The organism is Pseudomonas sp. LBUM1659 (assembly GCF_059716045.1).
Genome location: NZ_CP166797.1, coordinates 3,292,175 through 3,310,323, shown reverse-complemented (window position 1 = coordinate 3,310,323; position 18,149 = coordinate 3,292,175). Strand labels below are relative to the sequence as shown.

Sequence of the window (18,149 nt, the reverse complement as noted above, 5' to 3'; positions counted from 1 at the left end):
ATCAATGGATAACTGCAAACACATACCACTCAGAACCATTGAGTCCACACCCAGCCTGCCGAACCTCGACCGGGTATGCGACATGGAAGAAGGCCGCCTGTCCGGCAAAGTGTTCTGGGATCAGGCTATTTACGAGCAAGAGCTCGAGAAGATTTTCGCGCGTTGCTGGCTGTTCGTCGCCCATGAATCGCAATTGCCGAAGTCTGGTGACTATCTCGCCACCAGCATGGGCGAGGACGAGGTCCTGGTGGTGCGCCAGAAAGACGCATCGCTGAAGGTATTCCTCAATGCCTGCCCACACCGCGGCAACAAGATCTGTTTCGCCGAGGCGGGCAATGCGCGAGGCTTCATCTGCAACTACCACGGCTGGTCATTCGGCGCCGATGGCGGTCGCTTGCTGGGTATGCACGAGTCCAAGTGCTACGAGGAAAGCAATTTCGACAAGTCCAAGCATGGCCTGCGCGAAGCACGGGTTGCGACCTACAAGGGTCTGGTGTTTGCCACCTTTGCTGAAGATGCACCGTCACTTGAAGAATACCTGGGGCCGATGACCTGGTACCTGGATGTCATGCTCGATATGGACGAGGGTGGCAGTGAGTTTCTCGGTGGTTGCATCCGTTCCACCATCGAATGCAACTGGAAAGTCGCGGCTGAAAACTTCGTCGGCGACATACTCCACGGCGGTTGGACACACGACTCCGCGGCCAAGGCCATGCTCGGCGGACCAGTGGCCAATGTCGGCGACCTTCCCGAGTCCTACTCGGTGAACTGGAATGGCCACGGCTACGAGTTCGCCACTGATGTTGTGGGCAACGCCGCGACCCTGGGCGAGAAAGACATCAACAAATACTTGCACGTTTTGCGCCCGAAAGTGGCGGAGCGTCTGGGTGAGTTCCGTTCCAAGCTGATCGGTTCGATTTCCTCGTTCACCGTGTTCCCCAACTTCTCGTTCTTGCCGGGCCAGAATACCGTCCGTATCTGGCAACCGCGTGGGCCACACAAGATCGAGCTGTTTACCTGGGTCATCGTTAACAAAAATGCACCCCAGGACATCAAGGACAAATGGCGCCGCGGCGCAATGATGACCTTTTCGCCGACCGGCGTGTTCGAAATGGACGATGGCGAGAATTGGGAATATTGCACCAAGACCAGTCGCGGCATGGTCACGCGTTATCAGGATCTGTACGTGGGCCTGGGCATGGACACGCGGATCGAAAACAGTGAGCTGCCAGGTAACGTGTTCAAGGGGCAACTCAACGAATGCAACTCCCGTGCGTTTTACCAGCGCTGGAAAGACCTGTTGCAATCGCCTACATGGGCGGACGTACCAGATCGTAACGGCAAGATGCGTTGAGGGGACCGAAAATGAATGCATTGCCAATGGAACAACCCGTTGCATTTGAAGATACACGCGCCGTCGAGGCCTTCCTATTGCGTGAGGCGCGCCTGCTCGACAACGAGTGCTGGGATGAGTGGCTGCAGTCGCTCAGCGAGACCATCCACTATTGGATGCCCGGTATCGAAAACCGTCGTCGCGAAGACAAGTCTGGCCCCTACAGGCTGGAACACATGGCCTTCTTCGACGATGGCATGCGTGATCTGCAGCGTCGCGTGGCGCGGTTCAAGCAGCCGTCGGCGTGGGCGGAAAACCCGCCGACGCGCAACGTGCACATGATCAGCAATATCGAGGTGTTTGCCGGTGAAGAGGAGGGCGAGTTCATTGCGTTTTCCTGCTTCATGAACATTCGCAGCCGTGGCCTGGACGAGTCCCATCAATTGGTCGGCCGCCGTGAAGATGTGCTGCGCCGAGAGGCTGATGGCTTGAAGCTGCTCAAGCGCAAGATACTCATTCCTAACGCGATGTTGTTGTGTAAGAACATCAACACTTTCCTCTGAGGATACGCACATGGGTTGGCTCGAAGGACAAGCAGCACTTGTCACTGGCGGAACTGGCGGCATCGGTAGCGCTATCGTTCGGCGCTATGTGAACGAAGGCGCACGGGTTTGTGTGATGGCCCGTGACGGAGAACAGTTGAATGCGCTACGTGATGAACTGGGCGACGCGATCATCACGGTGCAGGGCGATGTTTCCAGCTACCAGGACAATCAGCGTGCAGTGGCTGCCACGCTGGACACTTTCGGCAAGCTTGATACGTTTGTCGGTAACGCGGCGGTCTTTGATTACTTCACACGACTGGACCGCATCGCCCCGGAAGATTTTGAAAGTGCATTTCAGCGTCTGTTTGCCATCAATGTCCAAGGCTACATGCTTGGCGCGCGATGCAGCACCGATGCGCTTCGTGCCAGTCGTGGCAGCATGATCTTCACCCTGTCCAACAGCGCGTTCTATGCCGGAGGTGGCGGCATTCTCTATGTCACCGCCAAGCATGCGCTGGTCGGGATGATCCGTCAGCTGGCCTACGAGTTGGCACCGGATATCCGAGTGAACGGCGTAGCCCCAGGGGCCACCAATACGCCGATGAAGAGCCTGGATGGGCTCAATACGCGAAGTGTTCCGCTCAACCAGATCCCGGGTTTCGAGCAAGGAGCCGCACAGGCCGTGCCGCTTCAGCGTATCGCTGAGCCTGAGGATCATACGGGCCACTATGTACTGTTGGCCTCACGTGAAAACGCCGGGTTGACCACCGCCAACATCATCCACAGCGACGGTGGCTGGGAAGTCCGCAGCCCAGGCGCAGGCAGCCACAGAAAAGTCTGAAGCCAGACCTCCACGTGCACCTATAACACGAGAAATGACCATGAGCGTCAACAGCCGTTCCTTGAGAGCTCCCCAACAAAAGTTGTTGGATCTGTTCGCTGGTTTACCCCTGCCGGTTCTGGCCGCTCCGATGTTCCTGGTTTCCGGGCCGCAGTTGGTCAACGCCTGTTGTCAGGCCGGCATAGTCGGCAGCATGCCAGCGCCCAATGCACGTACCGTCGAGCAACTGGACCACTGGCTGACTCAGATTGTTGTCGAACGTGAGTCCGCGAAAACACAAGGCCAGATCTGGGCACCCTGGATGCTGAACATGATCGTGCATAGCACCTACGATCGGTTCGAGTCCGAGTTGGAACTTGTCAAGCGCTACCAGCCACCAATTGTTTCCACGGCCCTGGGTAGCCCAAAGCGCGTATTGGAAACGGTGCATGGTTTTGGCGGCGTAGTGATCGCTGATGTCATAACACCAGCCTTGGCACGCAAGGCTGTCGATGCGGGTGTCGATGGTCTGGTTTTGGTCTGTAACGGTGCCGGTGGCCATACCGGCAGCTACAACCCGTTTGCCTTCGTCGCTGAAGTCCGCGAGTTCTGGGATGGTCCGCTCGGTCTGGCCGGTGCTGTTTCGAATGGACGTGACATCCATGCGGCGCAAGTCCTGGGCTGCGATTTCGCGCTGGTGGGCACTCGTTTGGTCGCGGCTCACGAGAGCCTAGTCGAAAACGCCTACCGGGACATGCTGGTGGACTGCTCCATGGATGACGTGGCTACCACCAAAGCGGTCAGTGGCGTTCTCGCCACCTGGTTGAAACCTTCCCTGGAAAAGGCCGGCATTGACCCAGTCACCGAGAACAATACGCGTATCGATTTTTCCGGTGACATCGCCTCCGCCAACAAAGCCTGGAAACACGTGTGGTCAGCCGGGCAGGGCGTAGGGCAGATCAAGCGCAGCTACAGCGTTGCCGAGCTGGTCGATGAGTTGCATCAGGGTTATCTGACAAGTCAGCAACGCTCGCATTGAGCGGTCACCACCATTTGTTGAGGAGCTATTCCATGAACCACGATTCCATTCAGGCTGCCGCCTCGGCTCTGGCGCAGGCACGCATGACGCGAACCCCGTGTGGGCGCATCTCCGAACGTTTCCAGATTTCCACGCTGGCTGACGCTTATGCCGTCCAGGAACTCAACACCCAGGCCGCGCTGGCAGCCGGGCGCCGTCTCAGCGGCCGGAAAATCGGCCTGACTTCGCTGGCCGTACAAGAGCAGTTGGGTGTCGATCAGCCAGACTTCGGCATGCTGTTTACCGATATGGAATACGGCGATGGCGATGCCATTGACAGCTCTCGTTTGATTCAGCCCAAGGCCGAGGGTGAAATCGCGTTCGTATTGGGGCGGGACTTGCCCAATCCAGACACAACATTGGGCGAGCTGATGAGCGCGGTCGAGTACCTGGTACCGGCGCTGGAAATTGTCGATTCAGCGATCGAGAACTGGAAAATCACCCTGGTTGATACGGTGGCCGACAATGCTTCGTCGGGCCTCTACGTGCTTGGCAAGAACCCCGTGCGCCTGGCTAATCTGGACCTCGCGCTGGAAGGCATGCTGCTTGAAAAAAATGGCGCTCAGGCCTCGATCGGTGTGGGCGCTGCCTGCCTCGGCAACCCGCTGGACGCCTGCCTGTGGCTGGCGCGAACCATGGCCGAATTTGGTCGTCCATTACGGGCCGGCGACGTGCTGTTGTCCGGCGCCCTGGGCCCCATGATTCCGGTGATAGCCGGTGACAGCTTGCGCTTGAAACTGACCCGTCTGGGTGAAGTGAACTGCCGATTCGTATGAGTGCTGATCAATGAGCCGTTTGGCGTCATTGGAAAAGGCGCCGGTTTTTTTGAGCCGGCAGCTATCACAATAAAAATAATGATGATGAACAACAGACATGTCTGTTGATCTCGTGAGGGCGTGCCATGTACGACTTTTTCGACGATCCTGCCAAGTTGGCACCTGCTCGCGTGTCTGTCGAGCCGGGTGAGGCGGGCAGTTTCATTCTGCGATCCCCTGAGCAACTGCAACCCTATGCCCGTTGTATCGGAGAATGGTTGGAGCAATGGGCGCGCGAGGCACCGCTGCGCCCTTATTTGGCTGAGCGTCGCAACGGCGTCTGGTTTACCTTGAACTACAGCGAGGTTCGTCAACGTGTTGGCGCCCTGGCCCAGGGTTTGCTCGAGCTTGATGCTGTGCCCGGTCGACCGGTGCTGGTGCTGTCGGAGAACGACCTCGACCAGGCATTGATTACGCTGGCGGCCATGCATGTCGGGATTGCGGTGGCCACCGTTTCAGTCGCTTATTCCCGTAATACGCAAAGCGGCTGCAGCAAGCTCAAGTGTATCGTGGCGCAGCTACAACCTGCGTTGATCTTCATCAACGATGGGGACACCTATCGCCGGACAATCGAACTGATTCAGCCGAACTGTCCTGTGGTGGTTGCGCGCAACGCTCAGGCAGTTCCAGGTGCGCTGCCGTTGCCCCTGCTATACCGGGTCGAAAGTGCGCAGGTCATGGAAGCTTTCCTGCGCCTCAATGGCGATGTCCCCGCCCGCTTTATGTTGACCTCGGGCTCCACTGGCACGCCCAAGGTGGTAGTCAATACTCATCGCATGCTGTGCGCGAATCAGCAATCGATCGCCCAATGCTGGCGGTTCCTCGAAGGCAGTGAAATGGTCGTGGTGGATTGGCTGCCATGGAGTCACACCTTCGCCGCGAACCATAACTTCAACATGGTGCTGCGCAATGGCGGCACACTCTATATCGATGATGGTCTGCCGGTGACCGGGCGAATCGAACGTACTGTGGAAAACATCAAATCCGTCAAGCCGACGGTGTTCTTCAACGTCCCTCGTGGGTACGAAGCCCTACTGCCATTCCTGGAACGCGACGAGGAGTTGGCGCAAGCGCTTTTCGGTCGTCTGGACATGCTGTTCTATGCGGCGGCGGCATTACCGCAGAACACATGGGATCGGTTGATGGCCTGTGCGGAAAAGGTGCGCGACAAGCCGCTTTTTTTCACCAGCGAATGGGGGGCGACCGAGACATCCCCGGTGCTCACCAATGTTCATTACCGTTTGGACAAGCCTGGCAATATTGGCCTTCCTGTACCGGGCGTAGAGATCAAGTTCGTGCCCAGCGGCGACAAGCTGGAAATGCGGGTACGTGGTCCATCAGTGTTCCGGCAGTACCTTAATGACCCGCAAGGTAGCCTTCAGGCATTCGATGAAGAAGGCTTCTATCAGATCGGCGATGCCGGTCGGTTGCTAGATCCCGACTGTCCGCAGAAGGGCATCGTATTTGATGGGCGAGTCACCGAAGACTTCAAGTTGACCACTGGTACTTGGGTATCCGTCGGCACGCTGCGTCCGCGGCTGGTGAGCGTCCTGGCGCCATACGCCTCTGACTGCGTTATCTGCGGCCACGATCAAGATTTTATTGGCGCACTGATCTACCCGACGCCGGCATTGCGCGCATTGCACGGAGCTGCCGGTAAGCAAATGACGGCTGATCAACTCGCTATGAGTCCCGCTGTTCGCCAAGCCCTGAGTGCGGCGTTGCAAACACTGGCCATGCAATTTCCTGCGTCCTCGCAACATGTTGTGCGCCTGGTAATCCTCGACTCGCCGCCGAGCCTCGATGATGGGGAAATTACCGACAAGGGTTACATCAACCAACGTGCTGCACTTGGCCTGCGTGCTGATGCGGTCAAGCGTCTGTACGCCGAAACGTTGGCCCCGGCCGTCGTCCTTCTTGACGAAGCTTTTGGAGAAAGTAAATGAGTTCCAGAAAACTGAAAGTCGCCATCGTCGGTTCCGGCAACATCGGCACCGACCTGATGATTAAGATCCTTCGTAATGCCAAGCATCTGGAAATGGCGGTCATGGTCGGCATCGACCCGGCCTCCGACGGTCTGGCCCGCGCCCAGCGTATGGGCGTAGCAGTCACCCATGAAGGCGTTGAAGGCCTGACACGCATGGACGTGTTCAAGGACATCGACTTCGTCTTTGATGCGACCTCGGCCGGCGCCCATGTGAAGAACGATGCATTCCTGCGCTCGATCAAACCCGGCATCCGCCTGATCGACCTGACGCCGGCGGCCATCGGCCCGTACTGCGTGCCGGTGGTGAACCTGGAACAGAACCTCGCGCAGCTCAACGTCAACATGGTCACCTGCGGTGGCCAGGCGACCATCCCGATGGTCGCGGCGGTATCCCGAGTGGCCAAGGTGCATTACGCCGAAATCGTCGCCTCGATTGCCAGTAAATCTGCGGGCCCAGGCACCCGCGCCAACATCGACGAATTCACCGAAACAACTTCCAAGGCCATTGAAGTCATCGGCGGTGCGACCAAGGGCAAGGCGATCATCGTGATGAACCCGGCCGAGCCGCCGCTGATGATGCGCGACACAGTGTTTGTGCTGTCCGAAGCGGCCGATAAGGCCGAAATCGAGGCGTCGATTGTCGAAATGGCAGTCGCCGTACAGGCCTATGTGCCAGGTTATCGCCTGAAACAACACGTGCAGTTCGACGTCATCCCTGAAGACGCCCCGTTGAACATTCCGGGCCTGGGAAAATTCTCCGGCCTGAAGACCTCGGTGTTCCTCGAAGTCGAAGGCGCCGCCCATTACCTGCCGGCCTACGCCGGCAATCTCGACATCATGACCTCCGCTGCCTTGGCCACCGCCGAGCGCATGGCGCAGTCGATGCTGAAGGCCTGAGGAGAATTTCATGAACGGCAAAAAAATCTACATCTCCGACGTGACCCTGCGCGACGGCAGTCACGCGGTGCGTCACCAGTATTCGCTGCAGAACGTGCAGGATATCGCCCGCGCCCTGGACAACGCCAGGGTCGACTCGATCGAAGTCGCCCATGGCGATGGCCTGCAAGGATCGAGCTTCAACTACGGCTTTGCGGCGCACACCGATCTGGAATGGATCGAAGCCGCCGCCGACGTCATCAGCCACGCCAAAATCACTACCTTGCTGTTGCCCGGCATCGGCACGGTGCATGACCTCAAAGCGGCCTACAACGCCGGTGCCCGCGTGGTGCGCATCGCCACCCACTGCACCGAAGCGGACGTGTCGAAACAGCACATCGAATACGCCCGCGAGCTGGGCATGGACACCGTCGGTTTCCTGATGATGAGCCACATGATCCCGGCCGAGCAGTTGGCGGCCCAGGCCAAGCTGATGGAAAGCTACGGCGCAACCTGCGTGTACATGGCTGACTCCGGCGGCGCGATGAACATGCAGGACATCCGCGACCGCTTCCGTGCGTTCAAGGCTGTGCTGAAACCGGAAACCGAAACCGGCATGCACGCGCACCACAACCTGTCACTCGGGGTGGCCAACTCGATCACCGCCGTCGAGGAAGGCTGCGACCGAATCGACGCCAGCCTTGCGGGTATGGGTGCCGGCGCCGGTAACGCGCCGCTGGAAGTGTTCATCGCCGCCGCCGAGCGTCTGGGCTGGAACCACGGCACCGACCTGTACACCCTGATGGACGCCGCCGACGACATCGTCCGTCCGCTGCAGGATCGCCCGGTGCGAGTCGACCGCGAAACCCTGGCGCTGGGCTATGCCGGCGTTTATTCGAGCTTCCTGCGCCACGCCGAAATCGCCGCCACCAAGTACGGCCTCAAGACCCTCGACATACTCGTCGAACTGGGCAAGCGGCGCATGGTGGGCGGACAGGAAGACATGATCGTCGACGTCGCGCTGGACCTGCTAGCGGCACAGCGCCGTTGATTTTTGATCACACAGTGAATGAGCAAATGCCATGACCTATCACGTAGATATTCAACCTGCTGGACAACAATTCGATCTGGAAGCGAGCAAGACCATTCTGGATGGTGCGTTGGCGGACGGGCTGATGCTAAAACACAGTTGCCGTGAAGGGACATGTGGCAGTTGCAAGGGCAGGGTGGTGAGCGGCAGTGTCGATCATGCCAATAGTCCGCTGGAGGTTTTGAGCGAAGAGGAGCGTGCTGCCGGACTCGCTTTGTTCTGTTGTGCCAAAGCGACCTCGGACCTGGTCATCGATGCTCCGGAAGTCACCGAACTGCGCGGTATTTCGATTCAGCAGACGGCCGCCCGCGTGACCAGTATCGATAAAGTCGCAGACGATGTAATGATTGTCCGTCTGATGTTGCCGCCCACGGCCACGTTTAATTATTACCCTGGTCAATATATCCAGGTCTTACTCAAAGATGGGAGTCGTCGCAGTTACTCGATGGCCACTCGAGCGACCGTGGATAATCAATTGGAATGGCACATCCGTCATATGCCCGGTGGAAGTTTCAGCGGGCATGTTTTCAACACCTTGAAACCGCGCGAACTGCTTCGTCTGGAAGGACCTTATGGTTCATTCTATTTGCGTGACAATGACCGACCGATGATCTTTCTCGCCAGTGGTACCGGTTTTGCGCCGATCAAGGCGTTACTTGAGCAACTGCGTGAACAGGGTAATAACACGCGTCCTGTTTATCTCTATTGGGGTGGTCGGCAGCTCAAGGATCTCTACCAGCACGAGCAGTTGCTCGAATGGGAGACCGAGTTACCCTGGTTGAATTACATTCCGGTGCTCTCGGAACCGGGCGATGACTGTCAGTGGCAGGGCGCTTGCGGATTCGTGCACCGTCAGGTTCTGGCCGACTTTGCTTCGTTGAAGCGCTTCGAGGTGTATGCCTGTGGAGCACCGATCGTGGTGGATTCCGCCCGTCGCGACTTTATTGGGCAGCGTGAGTTGCTCGATACCAACTTCTACGCCGATGCATTTGTATAAGCGCAACAATCGTTAACTAACGGATTAGAGCGAGAAAACACCCGAACTTTATTGGGCACGCCTGCGTGGACGCTCAACAGGTTCGGGGGCAGGGGCACGCCGGCAGTAAGGCTACGTTCAATACTAATAAAAATAGAGAAAATCATGAAAGCTCAAGTTCGCGTTCACTCGAGTATCGGTGTTTGTTTAGTTCTTTGCGTTCTTGCTGGACAGGTAAAGGCTGCCGGTTTTGTCGAGGACAGTAAAGCCAGTCTGACGCTGCGCAATTATTACTTTGATCGCGATTACAAAGGGACTTCCGCGCAATCGGCGGCCAGGGAGTGGGCACAGGGCTTTATTCTAAAATACAGTTCGGGGTTCACTCCGGGGCCGACCGGTTTCGGTCTGGACGCCACAGGCCAGTTGGGCATCAAGCTCGACTCATCGCCGGACCTTACCGGCACGGGTTTATTGCCGTACGACCCGAGTACTCGTGAGCCCAACGATGATTATTCGGAGCTTGGCTTGACCGGGAAAATGAAGATCTCGAAGACGGAACTGCAAGCCGGGACCATCAGCACCTTCCTGCCCATCGCCTTCGCCAGCCCTACCCGCCTGCTGCCGCAAACTTTTCGTGGCACCTATTTGCGCTCGCAGGATTTGGACAACCTGACGTTGAGTGCAGGCTGGCTAGACCGCATTAACCTGCGTGATTCGACCAATTACCAAAAAATGACCGTAGCGTCCCCCAATGGCCGTTTCAACCCTAAAGCTGAATCGGGCCAGTTCATCTTCCTGGGCGGCGACTATAAATGGTCCGACAGCCTGACGCTAAAGTACTACCACGCGGCGCTTGAGGACATGTATCGCAAGGACTACTTCGGCTTCGAGCAGTTTCAGCCTATCGGTCCGGGGAAGTTGAAGACGGATGTCCGTTATTTCATCACAGGGGAAGACGGTGCTGCCAAGGCCGGGAAAGTCGATAACCGCAACCTGGGGATGATGTTCACTTATGCGCTGGGCGCCCATAGCCTGGGAGCCGGCTACATGCAGCTCAACGGCGCTACCGCGATGCCCTATCTGAACGGCACCGAGCCGCTGGTGGTTACCGAGGGCTCGCTCAGTTCCGAATTCTTGAACCCCAAGGAGCGCAGCTGGCAAGTGCGATACGACTACGACTTTGCAGGCGTCGCGGTGCCGGGGCTCAAAGGCATGCTGCGCTACCTCAACGGCAGCAATATCGAACTGCCGACAGCGTTGGGGGGCGACGGCCTCAGCGAAAGTGAAAAAGACGTCGAGCTGTCCTATGTGGTGCAGTCGGGCACTTTCAAGGGGGTTTCCTTACGTCTTCGCCAGGCCTGGTACCGCAACGATTTTGCGCCGACAGCGTCCTTCCGCGATGACAACGAAACCCGGGTCAACATCGATTACACATTGGCGCTCTGGTGACCCTCCAAGGCGTCATCGGTGGGCCGAACAGGCGTCATCGCGCGGCTGTTCGGCCCTTGCTGCGGTCCATGGCAAACCCTGACGCTCAAACAGTTCGATCGCTGCCTTGCTGATGGCTTGGCGGCGCTCACGAAAAACTCCTGTTGCTATGAATAAGGGGGGCCGACGGCGCCCGATCATTCATTCAAAATGCTTAATTAAGTAAAATTTTTAAATCAGTAATTTCTATAGTGGCTGTTTCGCGGTGACAAAAAACTTCGGAGGGTATTCGGCGGAAATGATTTGTTACCTAGATACCGTTATTCACCCATTTGGGGCGCGCTGGGCCATTTCGTAGCACCCGGCGAGTATCACGCCGAGCTAATGATCATCGGGGTTGAGCCAGAACCCCTTTCTAATTAATAACTTGAGGCAGTTATAAGCAGGCTGGCACGGTTTCTGCTATTTTGAATCTGTGGATAATTGGATACAAAACAGCAAAAAGGTGACTTTATGCAATTCGCTGCCGCCTACATTGAACGTCAGCCTCTGACCGCCGAGGAAGAGGCTTACAACTTTCTGCTGGAAGCGATTTGTTGCGGTCGTTACCGCAAAGGCGACCGCCTGATCGCTGAGGACATTGCCGGCGAAATTGGCATGAGCCGGATGCCAGTGCGCGAAGCCTTTCGCCGTCTCGATGCTCAAGGCCTGGTAACCCTGAGACCTAACCGCGGGGCCATTGTCAGTGGCTTGGATTTCGACGAGTTGCACGAAGTTTTCGAGATGCGCAGTGCTCTTGAGGGCCTGGCCATCCGCGTGGCCGTGGCCAAGATAGGCGAGCGGCAGCTAGCGGCTTTGGAACGCATGCTGGACGAGATGGATGACTACCGCGACGAAAGCGCCGAGTGGGTCAGACTTCATCGTGCCTTCCATGAATACCTGTGCAGCCTCAGCGGCCGTCCTCGGCTGATGAAGCAGATCTCGGCGCTGTATTCGCTGATCGAGGCGCCAATGCGCCTGTGGCTGCAACACAGCAAAAAACCCTTGAGCGCTCGCCAGGAACACGCGGTGATCCTTGATGCCATTCGCTCAGGCGATGTCGACCGGGCCGAGGCAATAGTGCGCGAGCACATCGAGGGCACGGTGCCGGCGTTGATCCAGTTTCTGCAATCGGAAAAATAGAATCGGGCCTAAACCCGACAGTGTTTTGACTTTGAGTACTGCCCCGTTACCCAACAACCGGAGTATCTCGTCATGCATAAACGCCATATGTTACTCGCCGCTATCTCCCTCGGACTCTGTACACAGTGGGCGGTTGCTACGCCACAAGTGCCGGAGCGACTGCAGAAGGCTGACAAACTCACGTATTGCTCGGGCATGGATTCGCCGCCCCTGGTGTCTTTCGATGAGGCGCAAAAACCCAGGGGCCTGACGGTTGACCTTGGACTGGAAATTGCCAAACGGCTGGGAGACAAACCCGTGCAATGGCGGGTCATTCCGTTCTCCGGGTTGCTGCCGGCACTGCTTGCCCAGCAGTGCGACATGATCGTGGATCAGCTGTTCGACAAACCCGAACGGCGGGAGGTGATCGACATCGTCAACTACATGTATTCCAGCCAGTCAGTGGTCGTTCCCAAAGGCAATCCCAAGGGCATCAAAACCCTGGATGGCCTGTCCGGGCACAAGGTGGCAGTGCTCAATGGCTCGACGATCAAAACCTTGCTGGACGCCGAGAACGAGAAGCTGACCAAGGCTGGCAAGTCCCCAATGAAACTGGTGGTCTACAACAGTGACACCGACGCCTTTCAGGCGCTGCGCATCAGTCAGGTAGACGCCTACGGTACTACCGTGGAAACCGCCGGTTACTACGCTGCAATGGCGCCCGATCTGTTCGAGGAAGGGGTGCCGGCCTTCAGCCGGATACTCACCGGTTTGGGCGTTCGCAAGGATGATCCGCAGCTCACCGCAGCGGTACAACAGATCATCAGTGACATGCGTAGCGACGGCAGTTACGTGCAGTTGCTGAGCAAATGGCATGTTCCCAGCGACACACTCGACTGAGGCGAACACTCGATGAATTTCAATTGGGATGTGTTCTGGCAATACCTGTTGCAGCCCAGCGGGGTGTACCTCACCGGACTCTGGCTGACCTGTCTGATCAGTGTGCTGGCAATGGCGTTGGGCTGCGTGCTGGGTCTGGCAGCGGCGCTGATGCGTCTGTCGCGCAATCCGTTACTCAACCTGCCAGTGCGGTTTTATGTGTGGCTGATGCGCGGCACGCCGCTATTGGTGCAAATCGTTTTTCTCTATACCGCATTGGCGGCCGGCGGGATCTTCCGTTTCGAAGACGTGACGCTGTTGGGCTTGGTGGTGCCGGGCAATATCCAGGCAGCGATCATCGCCTTGGGCCTGAATGAAGGCGCCTACATGGCCGAGATCATTCGTGCCGGGATCGGCGCCGTGGACAAGGGGCAGTACGAAGCGGGGCGCTCGCTGGGCATGACTTTCGCCAAACTCATGCGGCGTATCGTTCTGCCGCAGGCGTTCCGGGTCATCGTCCCGCCGTTGGGCAACGAATTCAACGTGATGCTCAAGAATACGACACTGGTCAGCGTGATTGGCGTGCAGGAGTTGCTGCTGAGTACACAAATGGTCACGTCGGCGACATTCCGGGTATTCGAACTGTACCTGGTGGTGGCGATTTATTTCCTGCTGCTGACCACCCTCTGGGGCTTCTTCCAGCGTTGGCTGGAAGCGCGTTTCGGACAGTCCGATCGACCCGCACCGCCAGCGGCTGGTAGTCGCATGTTCGGCCGCGGCACGCTGAAATTGCTGAGGGGGCGTTAAGCATGGCGCACAAAAGTGAAGAACTGATCATCGAGGCGCTGGACATTCATAAGTCCTTCGGTGAACTGGAGATTCTCAAAGGGATTTCCTTGCAGGTGCGGCGTGGTGAAGTCGTGGTGTTGATCGGTGCCTCGGGTTCGGGCAAGACCACCTTTATTCGCTGCATCAATCTGCTGGAGGACATTCAAGGCGGGCGCATTCGCGTCAACGGCCGAGCCATGGGTTATCGCGAGCGCGCCGACGGCAGCCTGGTGCGCGACTCCGAACGCAACATCGCTCGCCAGCGTCGGGACATTGGGATGGTCTTTCAACGTTTCAATCTGTTCCCTCACATGACCGCGTTGGAAAACATCATTGAGGCACCGATCCAGGTGCTCGGCGTACCACGCGCCGAAGCGTTGGAACAGGCCCGTGCCTTGCTCGCGCGGGTCGGCCTGGCGGACAAGGCCATGCATTACCCGTCGATGTTGTCCGGTGGGCAGCAACAGCGCGTGGCAATCGCCCGGGCGCTGGCGATGAAACCTCAAGCCATGCTGTTCGACGAGCCCACGAGTGCCCTCGATCCGGAAACCGTCGGCGAGGTGCTGCAGGTGATGAAACAGTTGGCCGATGACGGCATGACGATGGTGGTGGTCACCCATGAAATGGGGTTTGCCCGAGAGGTCGCCGACCGGGTGGTAGTGCTTGATCAGGGAGAATTGATCGAGCAGGGACCGCCGGAGCAGATTTTCAGTCGACCGACACACCCGCGAACCCAGGCCTTTCTCAGCCGCGTGCTGTGACCTTCTCAGTCGGGTTTTTCACCCGGCATGGAACCGGACACCTGCGGCCAATGAATCTTTGTTTGGAAGAGCTTTTGCCATGTTGAAATTTTCTGCCCACGAATATCCCTATCCGTCGCAACGTCAGAGTGTGTTTGCCCGGCGTGGCATGGTCGCGGCTTCACAGCCATTGGCCGCCGAAGCCGGTATCGAAATCATGCGCAAGGGCGGCAATGCCATTGATGCCGCGATCGCCACGGCGGCAGCGTTGACAGTAGTTGAACCCACCGGCTGCGGCTTGGGCGGCGACGCCTTTGCACTGGTCTGGAGCAAAGGCCAATTGCATGGGTTGAACGGCAATGGACAGGCGCCGGCAGCGCTGACGATCGATGCAGTCAAGGCGGGCGGTCACGAGCAGATGCCGCTTTATGGCTGGACGCCGGTCACGGTGCCCGGTTGCCCTTCGGCCTGGGCGGAGCTCTCCAAACGGTTCGGCAAGCTGCCCTTTGCCGACTTGCTGCAGCCCGCCATCAGTCTGGCCAGGGATGGTTTTCCACTGTCTCCGGTGGTCGCTCGACAATGGCAGACTGCTCTGGATGAATTCAGCCCCCATCGAGACCCAGTGCTCGACGCCTGGTTCGATACGTTCCTGATCGATGGTCGTGCACCCAAGGCCGGTGAAATATTCCGCAATCCGGCGCAAGCCCGAACGCTGCAAGAGCTGGCTGACACCGAGTGTGAAAGCCTCTATCGCGGCGCATGGGCTCAGCGGCTGGATGCCCATTCCCGCGCCACCGGCGGCTACCTGCGCGCCAATGACCTGCAAGATTATCGTGCCCAATGGGTGGACCCGATCAGCATCAACTATCGCGGCTACGATGTGTGGGAAATCCCCCCAAGCGGGCAAGGATTGGTCGCCCTGATGACCCTGAAAATCCTTGAGGGCTTTGACTTCGATCACCGCGACAGCCAGCAGACCTGGCATCGTCAACTGGAAGCCATGAAGATGGCTTACAGCGACGGCCTGCATTACATCACCGATCCACTGCACATGCGTGTGGCGGTGGCTGACCTTCTCAGCGATGCCTACAGCCGCGAACGTCGCGAACAGATTACGGATCAGGCGCGAGAACCTAATCCCGGTGATCCCCATGCCAGCGGCACGGTTTACCTTGCGACGGCGGATGAGGAGGGCAACATGGTGTCCTTCATCCAGAGCAACTACCACGGCTTCGGTTCCGGAGTGGTGCTGCCAGACAGTGGCATCGCCTTGCAGAACCGCGGACAGGAATTCAGTCTCGACCCTGACCACGCCAACTGCCTGGCACCGGGCAAAAAAACCTTTCACACCATCATTCCCGGTTTCATCAGTCAAGGTGATGCGCCGGTGGGGCCGTTCGGCGTCATGGGTGGCTACATGCAGCCGCAAGGCCATGTGCAGATGGTTATGAATCTAGTGGATTTTGGTCTCAACCCTCAAGCTGCGCTGGATGCGCCGCGGTGGCAATGGCTCGGGGGTATGAAGGTCGGCATCGAACAGGGAGCATCGCGGGATCTGGCGGCTTCGCTGGCACGGCGCGGACATCAGATTCAGATTGATTGCGACCTGATCAACTATGGCCGAGGGCAGATCATCATCCGTGACCCGTACACCGGTGTACTGTGCGGCGGTACCGAGCCACGGGCCGATTCCCATATCGCGGTGTGGTAGTGGGCTACTGAAAACAAAAAAAGAGACTTCCCAGACTGTGTGAAAACCTAGCAATCTGCGCAGCGCTGAATGAAAATGCTCTGTATCGGAAGATACGGAGCATTTTTCGTTATGGCCTATATTCAAGGAGAGTCGCGCAGCCAGTCCAGTCTGTTTCCGGTCTCGCAGGAGGAAATGATCCCCGAGGATCACCTCGTTCGCGTCATCGACGAGTATGTCGCCAAACAAATCAATGCGAGAGATCACTCGCTAGTTTTTTCAATTTTGGTGATGCTATATAGGTCGTTGACGCTCGGCGGGAGCTAATGCCGCGCCACCTGATTTCTAGCTTTTCAGCGTAGAAAAGCTGGGGAAGTTTGCCGGCAAAGGAAGCGTCTGACCAGGGTAGGGGGAGGGGGTAGGATTCCAAATGAGGCTGTAGACATCGAAACCAGGCCAGAAATTGTCGTAGTAACGAAAATCCATGACACTCGCCGTTTCACGTTCGCTTTCCCCGATTACCTCCCACACGTATTCAAAGCGGTCACTGAGGGTAGTCAGTGCCAGCAATTGGGTGGCTTGATCAGGCGATAGCCTAGCCACACGCTCCAACGCTTCCTGATCATAGCCTTCATTCAAAAGCCCATCAGACCTGTCAATCAGACGTTGAGCACTGTCGAATATACTCAAGAGCCAGCCGATACATTGGAATTGGGAGATTCGAACTGACCGGTATTCCTCACTTGGGCCGTTTATCTCGACGGAGACCACGGTTTCTCTTTCGAGATGGCTAACATTGATGCAATAGGACATCGCTACTTTCCTTTTATTGTTATTATATGCAATGACTATAATATCCCATCAACCTTTTCCCCGTTGCAAGGATAAATTCATTGCCATTTTGTCAACTAACGACATGGCATAGTAGAATCATTTTTTACGAATTATCCTATTTATGTTAAACGTAAAATGCTCCTGAAAATTTGTCCGACATTGGCCTAGCATATGATGCAAAGCGAGTGAGTTTTATCATCCACAATAAGGTGAGGAGGGATATAAGTAGTTCTCAGGCGCTTGAACCTCTGGTGGATTCAAGCGCAGCAAAAGGCCGTGAGATTGTAACCGTCCGGCCAAGTCATCTACCCAGCCCCGCAAAGCCAAGACATGGTGTGCACTTAAATTTAAGTGGGCACCAGTTCTAGCCTTTTAAGCGGGTATTTCATGCAGCCAACACGCCGTTCCTATTCCAAGTCCTTCAAGGCCCAGGTTATTCAAGAGTGCGCCCAGCCCGGCGCTTCGATTGCCAGCATCGCCCTCAGCCATAGCCTCAACGCAAACCTCGTCCACAAATGGATTCGAGTGCAAGCGCAGAAAAGTACGGCGCTTCAACCTGCATTCATCCCATTGCCTTTGCAAACAACGGCGCACGTATCTTCATCGAATATCAGCGTTGAGATTCTGCACCCGCGCGGCACCGTCAAAGTGAACTGGCCAACCGATAGTGCTGCTGCCTGCGCCGCTTTCCTTCGAGACCTGTTGCGATGATCCGCATCGACGCCATCTGGCTCGCTACCGAACCCATGGACATGCGTGCCGGCACTGAAACTGCGCTGGCCAGAGTAATCGCCGTGTTTGGTGCGGCGAAGCCGCACTGCGCCTATCTGTTTGCTAATCGCCGCGCTACTCGCATGAAAGTGCTGGTACATGACGGCATTGGCGTTTGGCTGGCTGCACGTCGGTTGAACCAAGGCAAGTTTCATTGGCCTGGCATTAGACGAGGCTGCAAAATGGAGCTGGATAACGAGCAACTTCAGGCCTTGGTGCTCGGTCTACCTTGGCAACGTGTTGGAGCTGGCGGTGCAATTACACTGCTTTAGAAACTGTAATTAGCGTCTTGGCTTGC

General features: G+C 57.2%; 19 protein-coding genes. 18 read left to right on the top strand and 1 reads right to left on the bottom strand.

Features of this window, described 5'->3' with window-relative positions; translation table 11 throughout:
• The first annotated feature begins 4 nt into the window (after positions 1-4).
• From ACA048_RS14910 to ACA048_RS14835, 16 genes are all read left to right on the top strand, one after another.
• Complete coding sequence (locus ACA048_RS14910) at positions 5-1,354, top strand: aromatic ring-hydroxylating oxygenase subunit alpha (RefSeq protein WP_497625114.1); 1,350 nt, start codon at positions 5-7, stop codon at positions 1,352-1,354.
• Between the two features lie 11 nt (positions 1,355-1,365).
• Positions 1,366-1,896 carry a 3-phenylpropionate/cinnamic acid dioxygenase subunit beta gene (locus ACA048_RS14905; protein WP_497625113.1) on the top strand — a complete coding sequence of 177 codons (531 nt, stop codon included), beginning with the start codon at positions 1,366-1,368 and terminating at the stop codon, positions 1,894-1,896.
• A 10-nt stretch (positions 1,897-1,906) separates the two neighbouring features.
• Positions 1,907-2,719, top strand: coding sequence for a 3-(cis-5,6-dihydroxycyclohexa-1,3-dien-1-yl)propanoate dehydrogenase (gene hcaB / locus ACA048_RS14900; protein ID WP_497625112.1), 813 nt, complete (start codon positions 1,907-1,909; stop codon positions 2,717-2,719).
• Positions 2,720-2,759: 40 nt separating this feature from the next.
• Positions 2,760-3,737, top strand: a complete 978-nt coding sequence (locus tag ACA048_RS14895; protein WP_497625111.1) for an NAD(P)H-dependent flavin oxidoreductase — start codon at positions 2,760-2,762, stop codon at positions 3,735-3,737.
• Between the two features lie 32 nt (positions 3,738-3,769).
• The gene (locus tag ACA048_RS14890; protein WP_497625110.1) at positions 3,770-4,552 is read left to right on the top strand and encodes a 2-keto-4-pentenoate hydratase; all 783 of its coding nucleotides are present in this window, start codon (positions 3,770-3,772) and stop codon (positions 4,550-4,552) included.
• Positions 4,553-4,677: 125 nt separating this feature from the next.
• Positions 4,678-6,537, top strand: coding sequence for a feruloyl-CoA synthase (locus ACA048_RS14885; RefSeq protein WP_497625109.1), 1,860 nt, complete (start codon positions 4,678-4,680; stop codon positions 6,535-6,537).
• Complete coding sequence (locus ACA048_RS14880) at positions 6,534-7,475, top strand: acetaldehyde dehydrogenase (acetylating) (protein ID WP_497625108.1); 942 nt, start codon at positions 6,534-6,536, stop codon at positions 7,473-7,475. The genes ACA048_RS14885 and ACA048_RS14880 overlap by 4 nt, the downstream gene beginning before the upstream one ends.
• A gap of 10 nt (positions 7,476-7,485) precedes the next feature.
• Positions 7,486-8,505, top strand: a complete 1,020-nt coding sequence (dmpG, locus tag ACA048_RS14875) for a 4-hydroxy-2-oxovalerate aldolase (RefSeq protein ID WP_497625107.1) — start codon at positions 7,486-7,488, stop codon at positions 8,503-8,505.
• 31 nt (positions 8,506-8,536) lie between these two features.
• On the top strand, positions 8,537-9,541 hold the full coding sequence (locus tag ACA048_RS14870) for a CDP-6-deoxy-delta-3,4-glucoseen reductase (RefSeq protein WP_497625106.1): 1,005 nt from the start codon (positions 8,537-8,539) through the stop codon (positions 9,539-9,541).
• 144 nt (positions 9,542-9,685) lie between these two features.
• Entirely contained in the window at positions 9,686-10,969 is a 1,284-nt protein-coding gene (locus ACA048_RS14865) for an OprD family porin (RefSeq protein WP_497625105.1), read from the top strand.
• 492 nt (positions 10,970-11,461) lie between these two features.
• Positions 11,462-12,130: a GntR family transcriptional regulator gene (locus ACA048_RS14860; protein WP_497625104.1), complete on the top strand. Its 669-nt coding sequence runs from the start codon at positions 11,462-11,464 to the stop codon at positions 12,128-12,130.
• A 72-nt stretch (positions 12,131-12,202) separates the two neighbouring features.
• Positions 12,203-13,009, top strand: coding sequence for an ABC transporter substrate-binding protein (locus tag ACA048_RS14855; RefSeq protein WP_497625103.1), 807 nt, complete (start codon positions 12,203-12,205; stop codon positions 13,007-13,009).
• Positions 13,010-13,021: 12 nt separating this feature from the next.
• Entirely contained in the window at positions 13,022-13,795 is a 774-nt protein-coding gene (locus ACA048_RS14850) for an amino acid ABC transporter permease (protein WP_222586833.1), read from the top strand.
• 2 nt (positions 13,796-13,797) lie between these two features.
• Positions 13,798-14,577 (top strand): amino acid ABC transporter ATP-binding protein, encoded by a 780-nt coding sequence (locus ACA048_RS14845; RefSeq protein WP_497625102.1) that lies wholly within the window; start codon positions 13,798-13,800, stop codon positions 14,575-14,577.
• A 79-nt stretch (positions 14,578-14,656) separates the two neighbouring features.
• Positions 14,657-16,267: a gamma-glutamyltransferase family protein gene (locus tag ACA048_RS14840; protein ID WP_497625101.1), complete on the top strand. Its 1,611-nt coding sequence runs from the start codon at positions 14,657-14,659 to the stop codon at positions 16,265-16,267.
• Between the two features lie 111 nt (positions 16,268-16,378).
• Positions 16,379-16,573, top strand: coding sequence for a hypothetical protein (locus tag ACA048_RS14835; RefSeq protein ID WP_497629948.1), 195 nt, complete (start codon positions 16,379-16,381; stop codon positions 16,571-16,573).
• Positions 16,574-16,591: 18 nt separating this feature from the next.
• Here ACA048_RS14835 and ACA048_RS14830 read toward each other — a convergent pair whose 3' ends face one another.
• A complete protein-coding gene (locus ACA048_RS14830; protein ID WP_497625100.1) occupies positions 16,592-17,059 on the bottom strand; it encodes a hypothetical protein in 468 nt (155 codons plus the stop codon).
• Positions 17,060-17,467: 408 nt separating this feature from the next.
• Between ACA048_RS14830 and tnpA the strand changes: the two genes are divergently transcribed.
• On the top strand, positions 17,468-17,791 hold the full coding sequence (tnpA, locus tag ACA048_RS14825; RefSeq protein WP_497625099.1) for an IS66-like element accessory protein TnpA: 324 nt from the start codon (positions 17,468-17,470) through the stop codon (positions 17,789-17,791).
• On the top strand, positions 17,788-18,123 hold the full coding sequence (gene tnpB, locus ACA048_RS14820; RefSeq protein WP_497625098.1) for an IS66 family insertion sequence element accessory protein TnpB: 336 nt from the start codon (positions 17,788-17,790) through the stop codon (positions 18,121-18,123). Before tnpA ends, tnpB begins: the two co-directional genes overlap by 4 nt.
• Positions 18,124-18,149 lie beyond the last annotated feature (26 nt).

Bases quoted from the DNA above. Each gene is read 5' to 3' on its own strand.
- hcaB (WP_497625112.1), top strand. From the start codon at position 1,907: ATGGGTTGGCTCGAAGGACAAGCAGCACTTGTCACTGGCGGAACTGGC.
- ACA048_RS14880 (WP_497625108.1), top strand. From the start codon at position 6,534: ATGAGTTCCAGAAAACTGAAAGTCGCCATCGTCGGTTCCGGCAACATC.
- ACA048_RS14885 (WP_497625109.1), top strand. From the start codon at position 4,678: ATGTACGACTTTTTCGACGATCCTGCCAAGTTGGCACCTGCTCGCGTG.
- ACA048_RS14855 (WP_497625103.1), top strand. From the start codon at position 12,203: ATGCATAAACGCCATATGTTACTCGCCGCTATCTCCCTCGGACTCTGT.
- ACA048_RS14840 (WP_497625101.1), top strand. From the start codon at position 14,657: ATGTTGAAATTTTCTGCCCACGAATATCCCTATCCGTCGCAACGTCAG.
- ACA048_RS14870 (WP_497625106.1), top strand. From the start codon at position 8,537: ATGACCTATCACGTAGATATTCAACCTGCTGGACAACAATTCGATCTG.
- ACA048_RS14865 (WP_497625105.1), top strand. From the start codon at position 9,686: ATGAAAGCTCAAGTTCGCGTTCACTCGAGTATCGGTGTTTGTTTAGTT.
- dmpG (WP_497625107.1), top strand. From the start codon at position 7,486: ATGAACGGCAAAAAAATCTACATCTCCGACGTGACCCTGCGCGACGGC.
- ACA048_RS14895 (WP_497625111.1), top strand. From the start codon at position 2,760: ATGAGCGTCAACAGCCGTTCCTTGAGAGCTCCCCAACAAAAGTTGTTG.
- tnpB (WP_497625098.1), top strand. From the start codon at position 17,788: ATGATCCGCATCGACGCCATCTGGCTCGCTACCGAACCCATGGACATG.
- ACA048_RS14890 (WP_497625110.1), top strand. From the start codon at position 3,770: ATGAACCACGATTCCATTCAGGCTGCCGCCTCGGCTCTGGCGCAGGCA.
- tnpA (WP_497625099.1), top strand. From the start codon at position 17,468: ATGCAGCCAACACGCCGTTCCTATTCCAAGTCCTTCAAGGCCCAGGTT.
- ACA048_RS14845 (WP_497625102.1), top strand. From the start codon at position 13,798: ATGGCGCACAAAAGTGAAGAACTGATCATCGAGGCGCTGGACATTCAT.
- ACA048_RS14830 (WP_497625100.1), bottom strand. From the start codon at position 17,059: ATGTCCTATTGCATCAATGTTAGCCATCTCGAAAGAGAAACCGTGGTC.
- ACA048_RS14905 (WP_497625113.1), top strand. From the start codon at position 1,366: ATGAATGCATTGCCAATGGAACAACCCGTTGCATTTGAAGATACACGC.
- ACA048_RS14835 (WP_497629948.1), top strand. From the start codon at position 16,379: ATGGCCTATATTCAAGGAGAGTCGCGCAGCCAGTCCAGTCTGTTTCCG.
- ACA048_RS14850 (WP_222586833.1), top strand. From the start codon at position 13,022: ATGAATTTCAATTGGGATGTGTTCTGGCAATACCTGTTGCAGCCCAGC.
- ACA048_RS14910 (WP_497625114.1), top strand. From the start codon at position 5: ATGGATAACTGCAAACACATACCACTCAGAACCATTGAGTCCACACCC.
- ACA048_RS14860 (WP_497625104.1), top strand. From the start codon at position 11,462: ATGCAATTCGCTGCCGCCTACATTGAACGTCAGCCTCTGACCGCCGAG.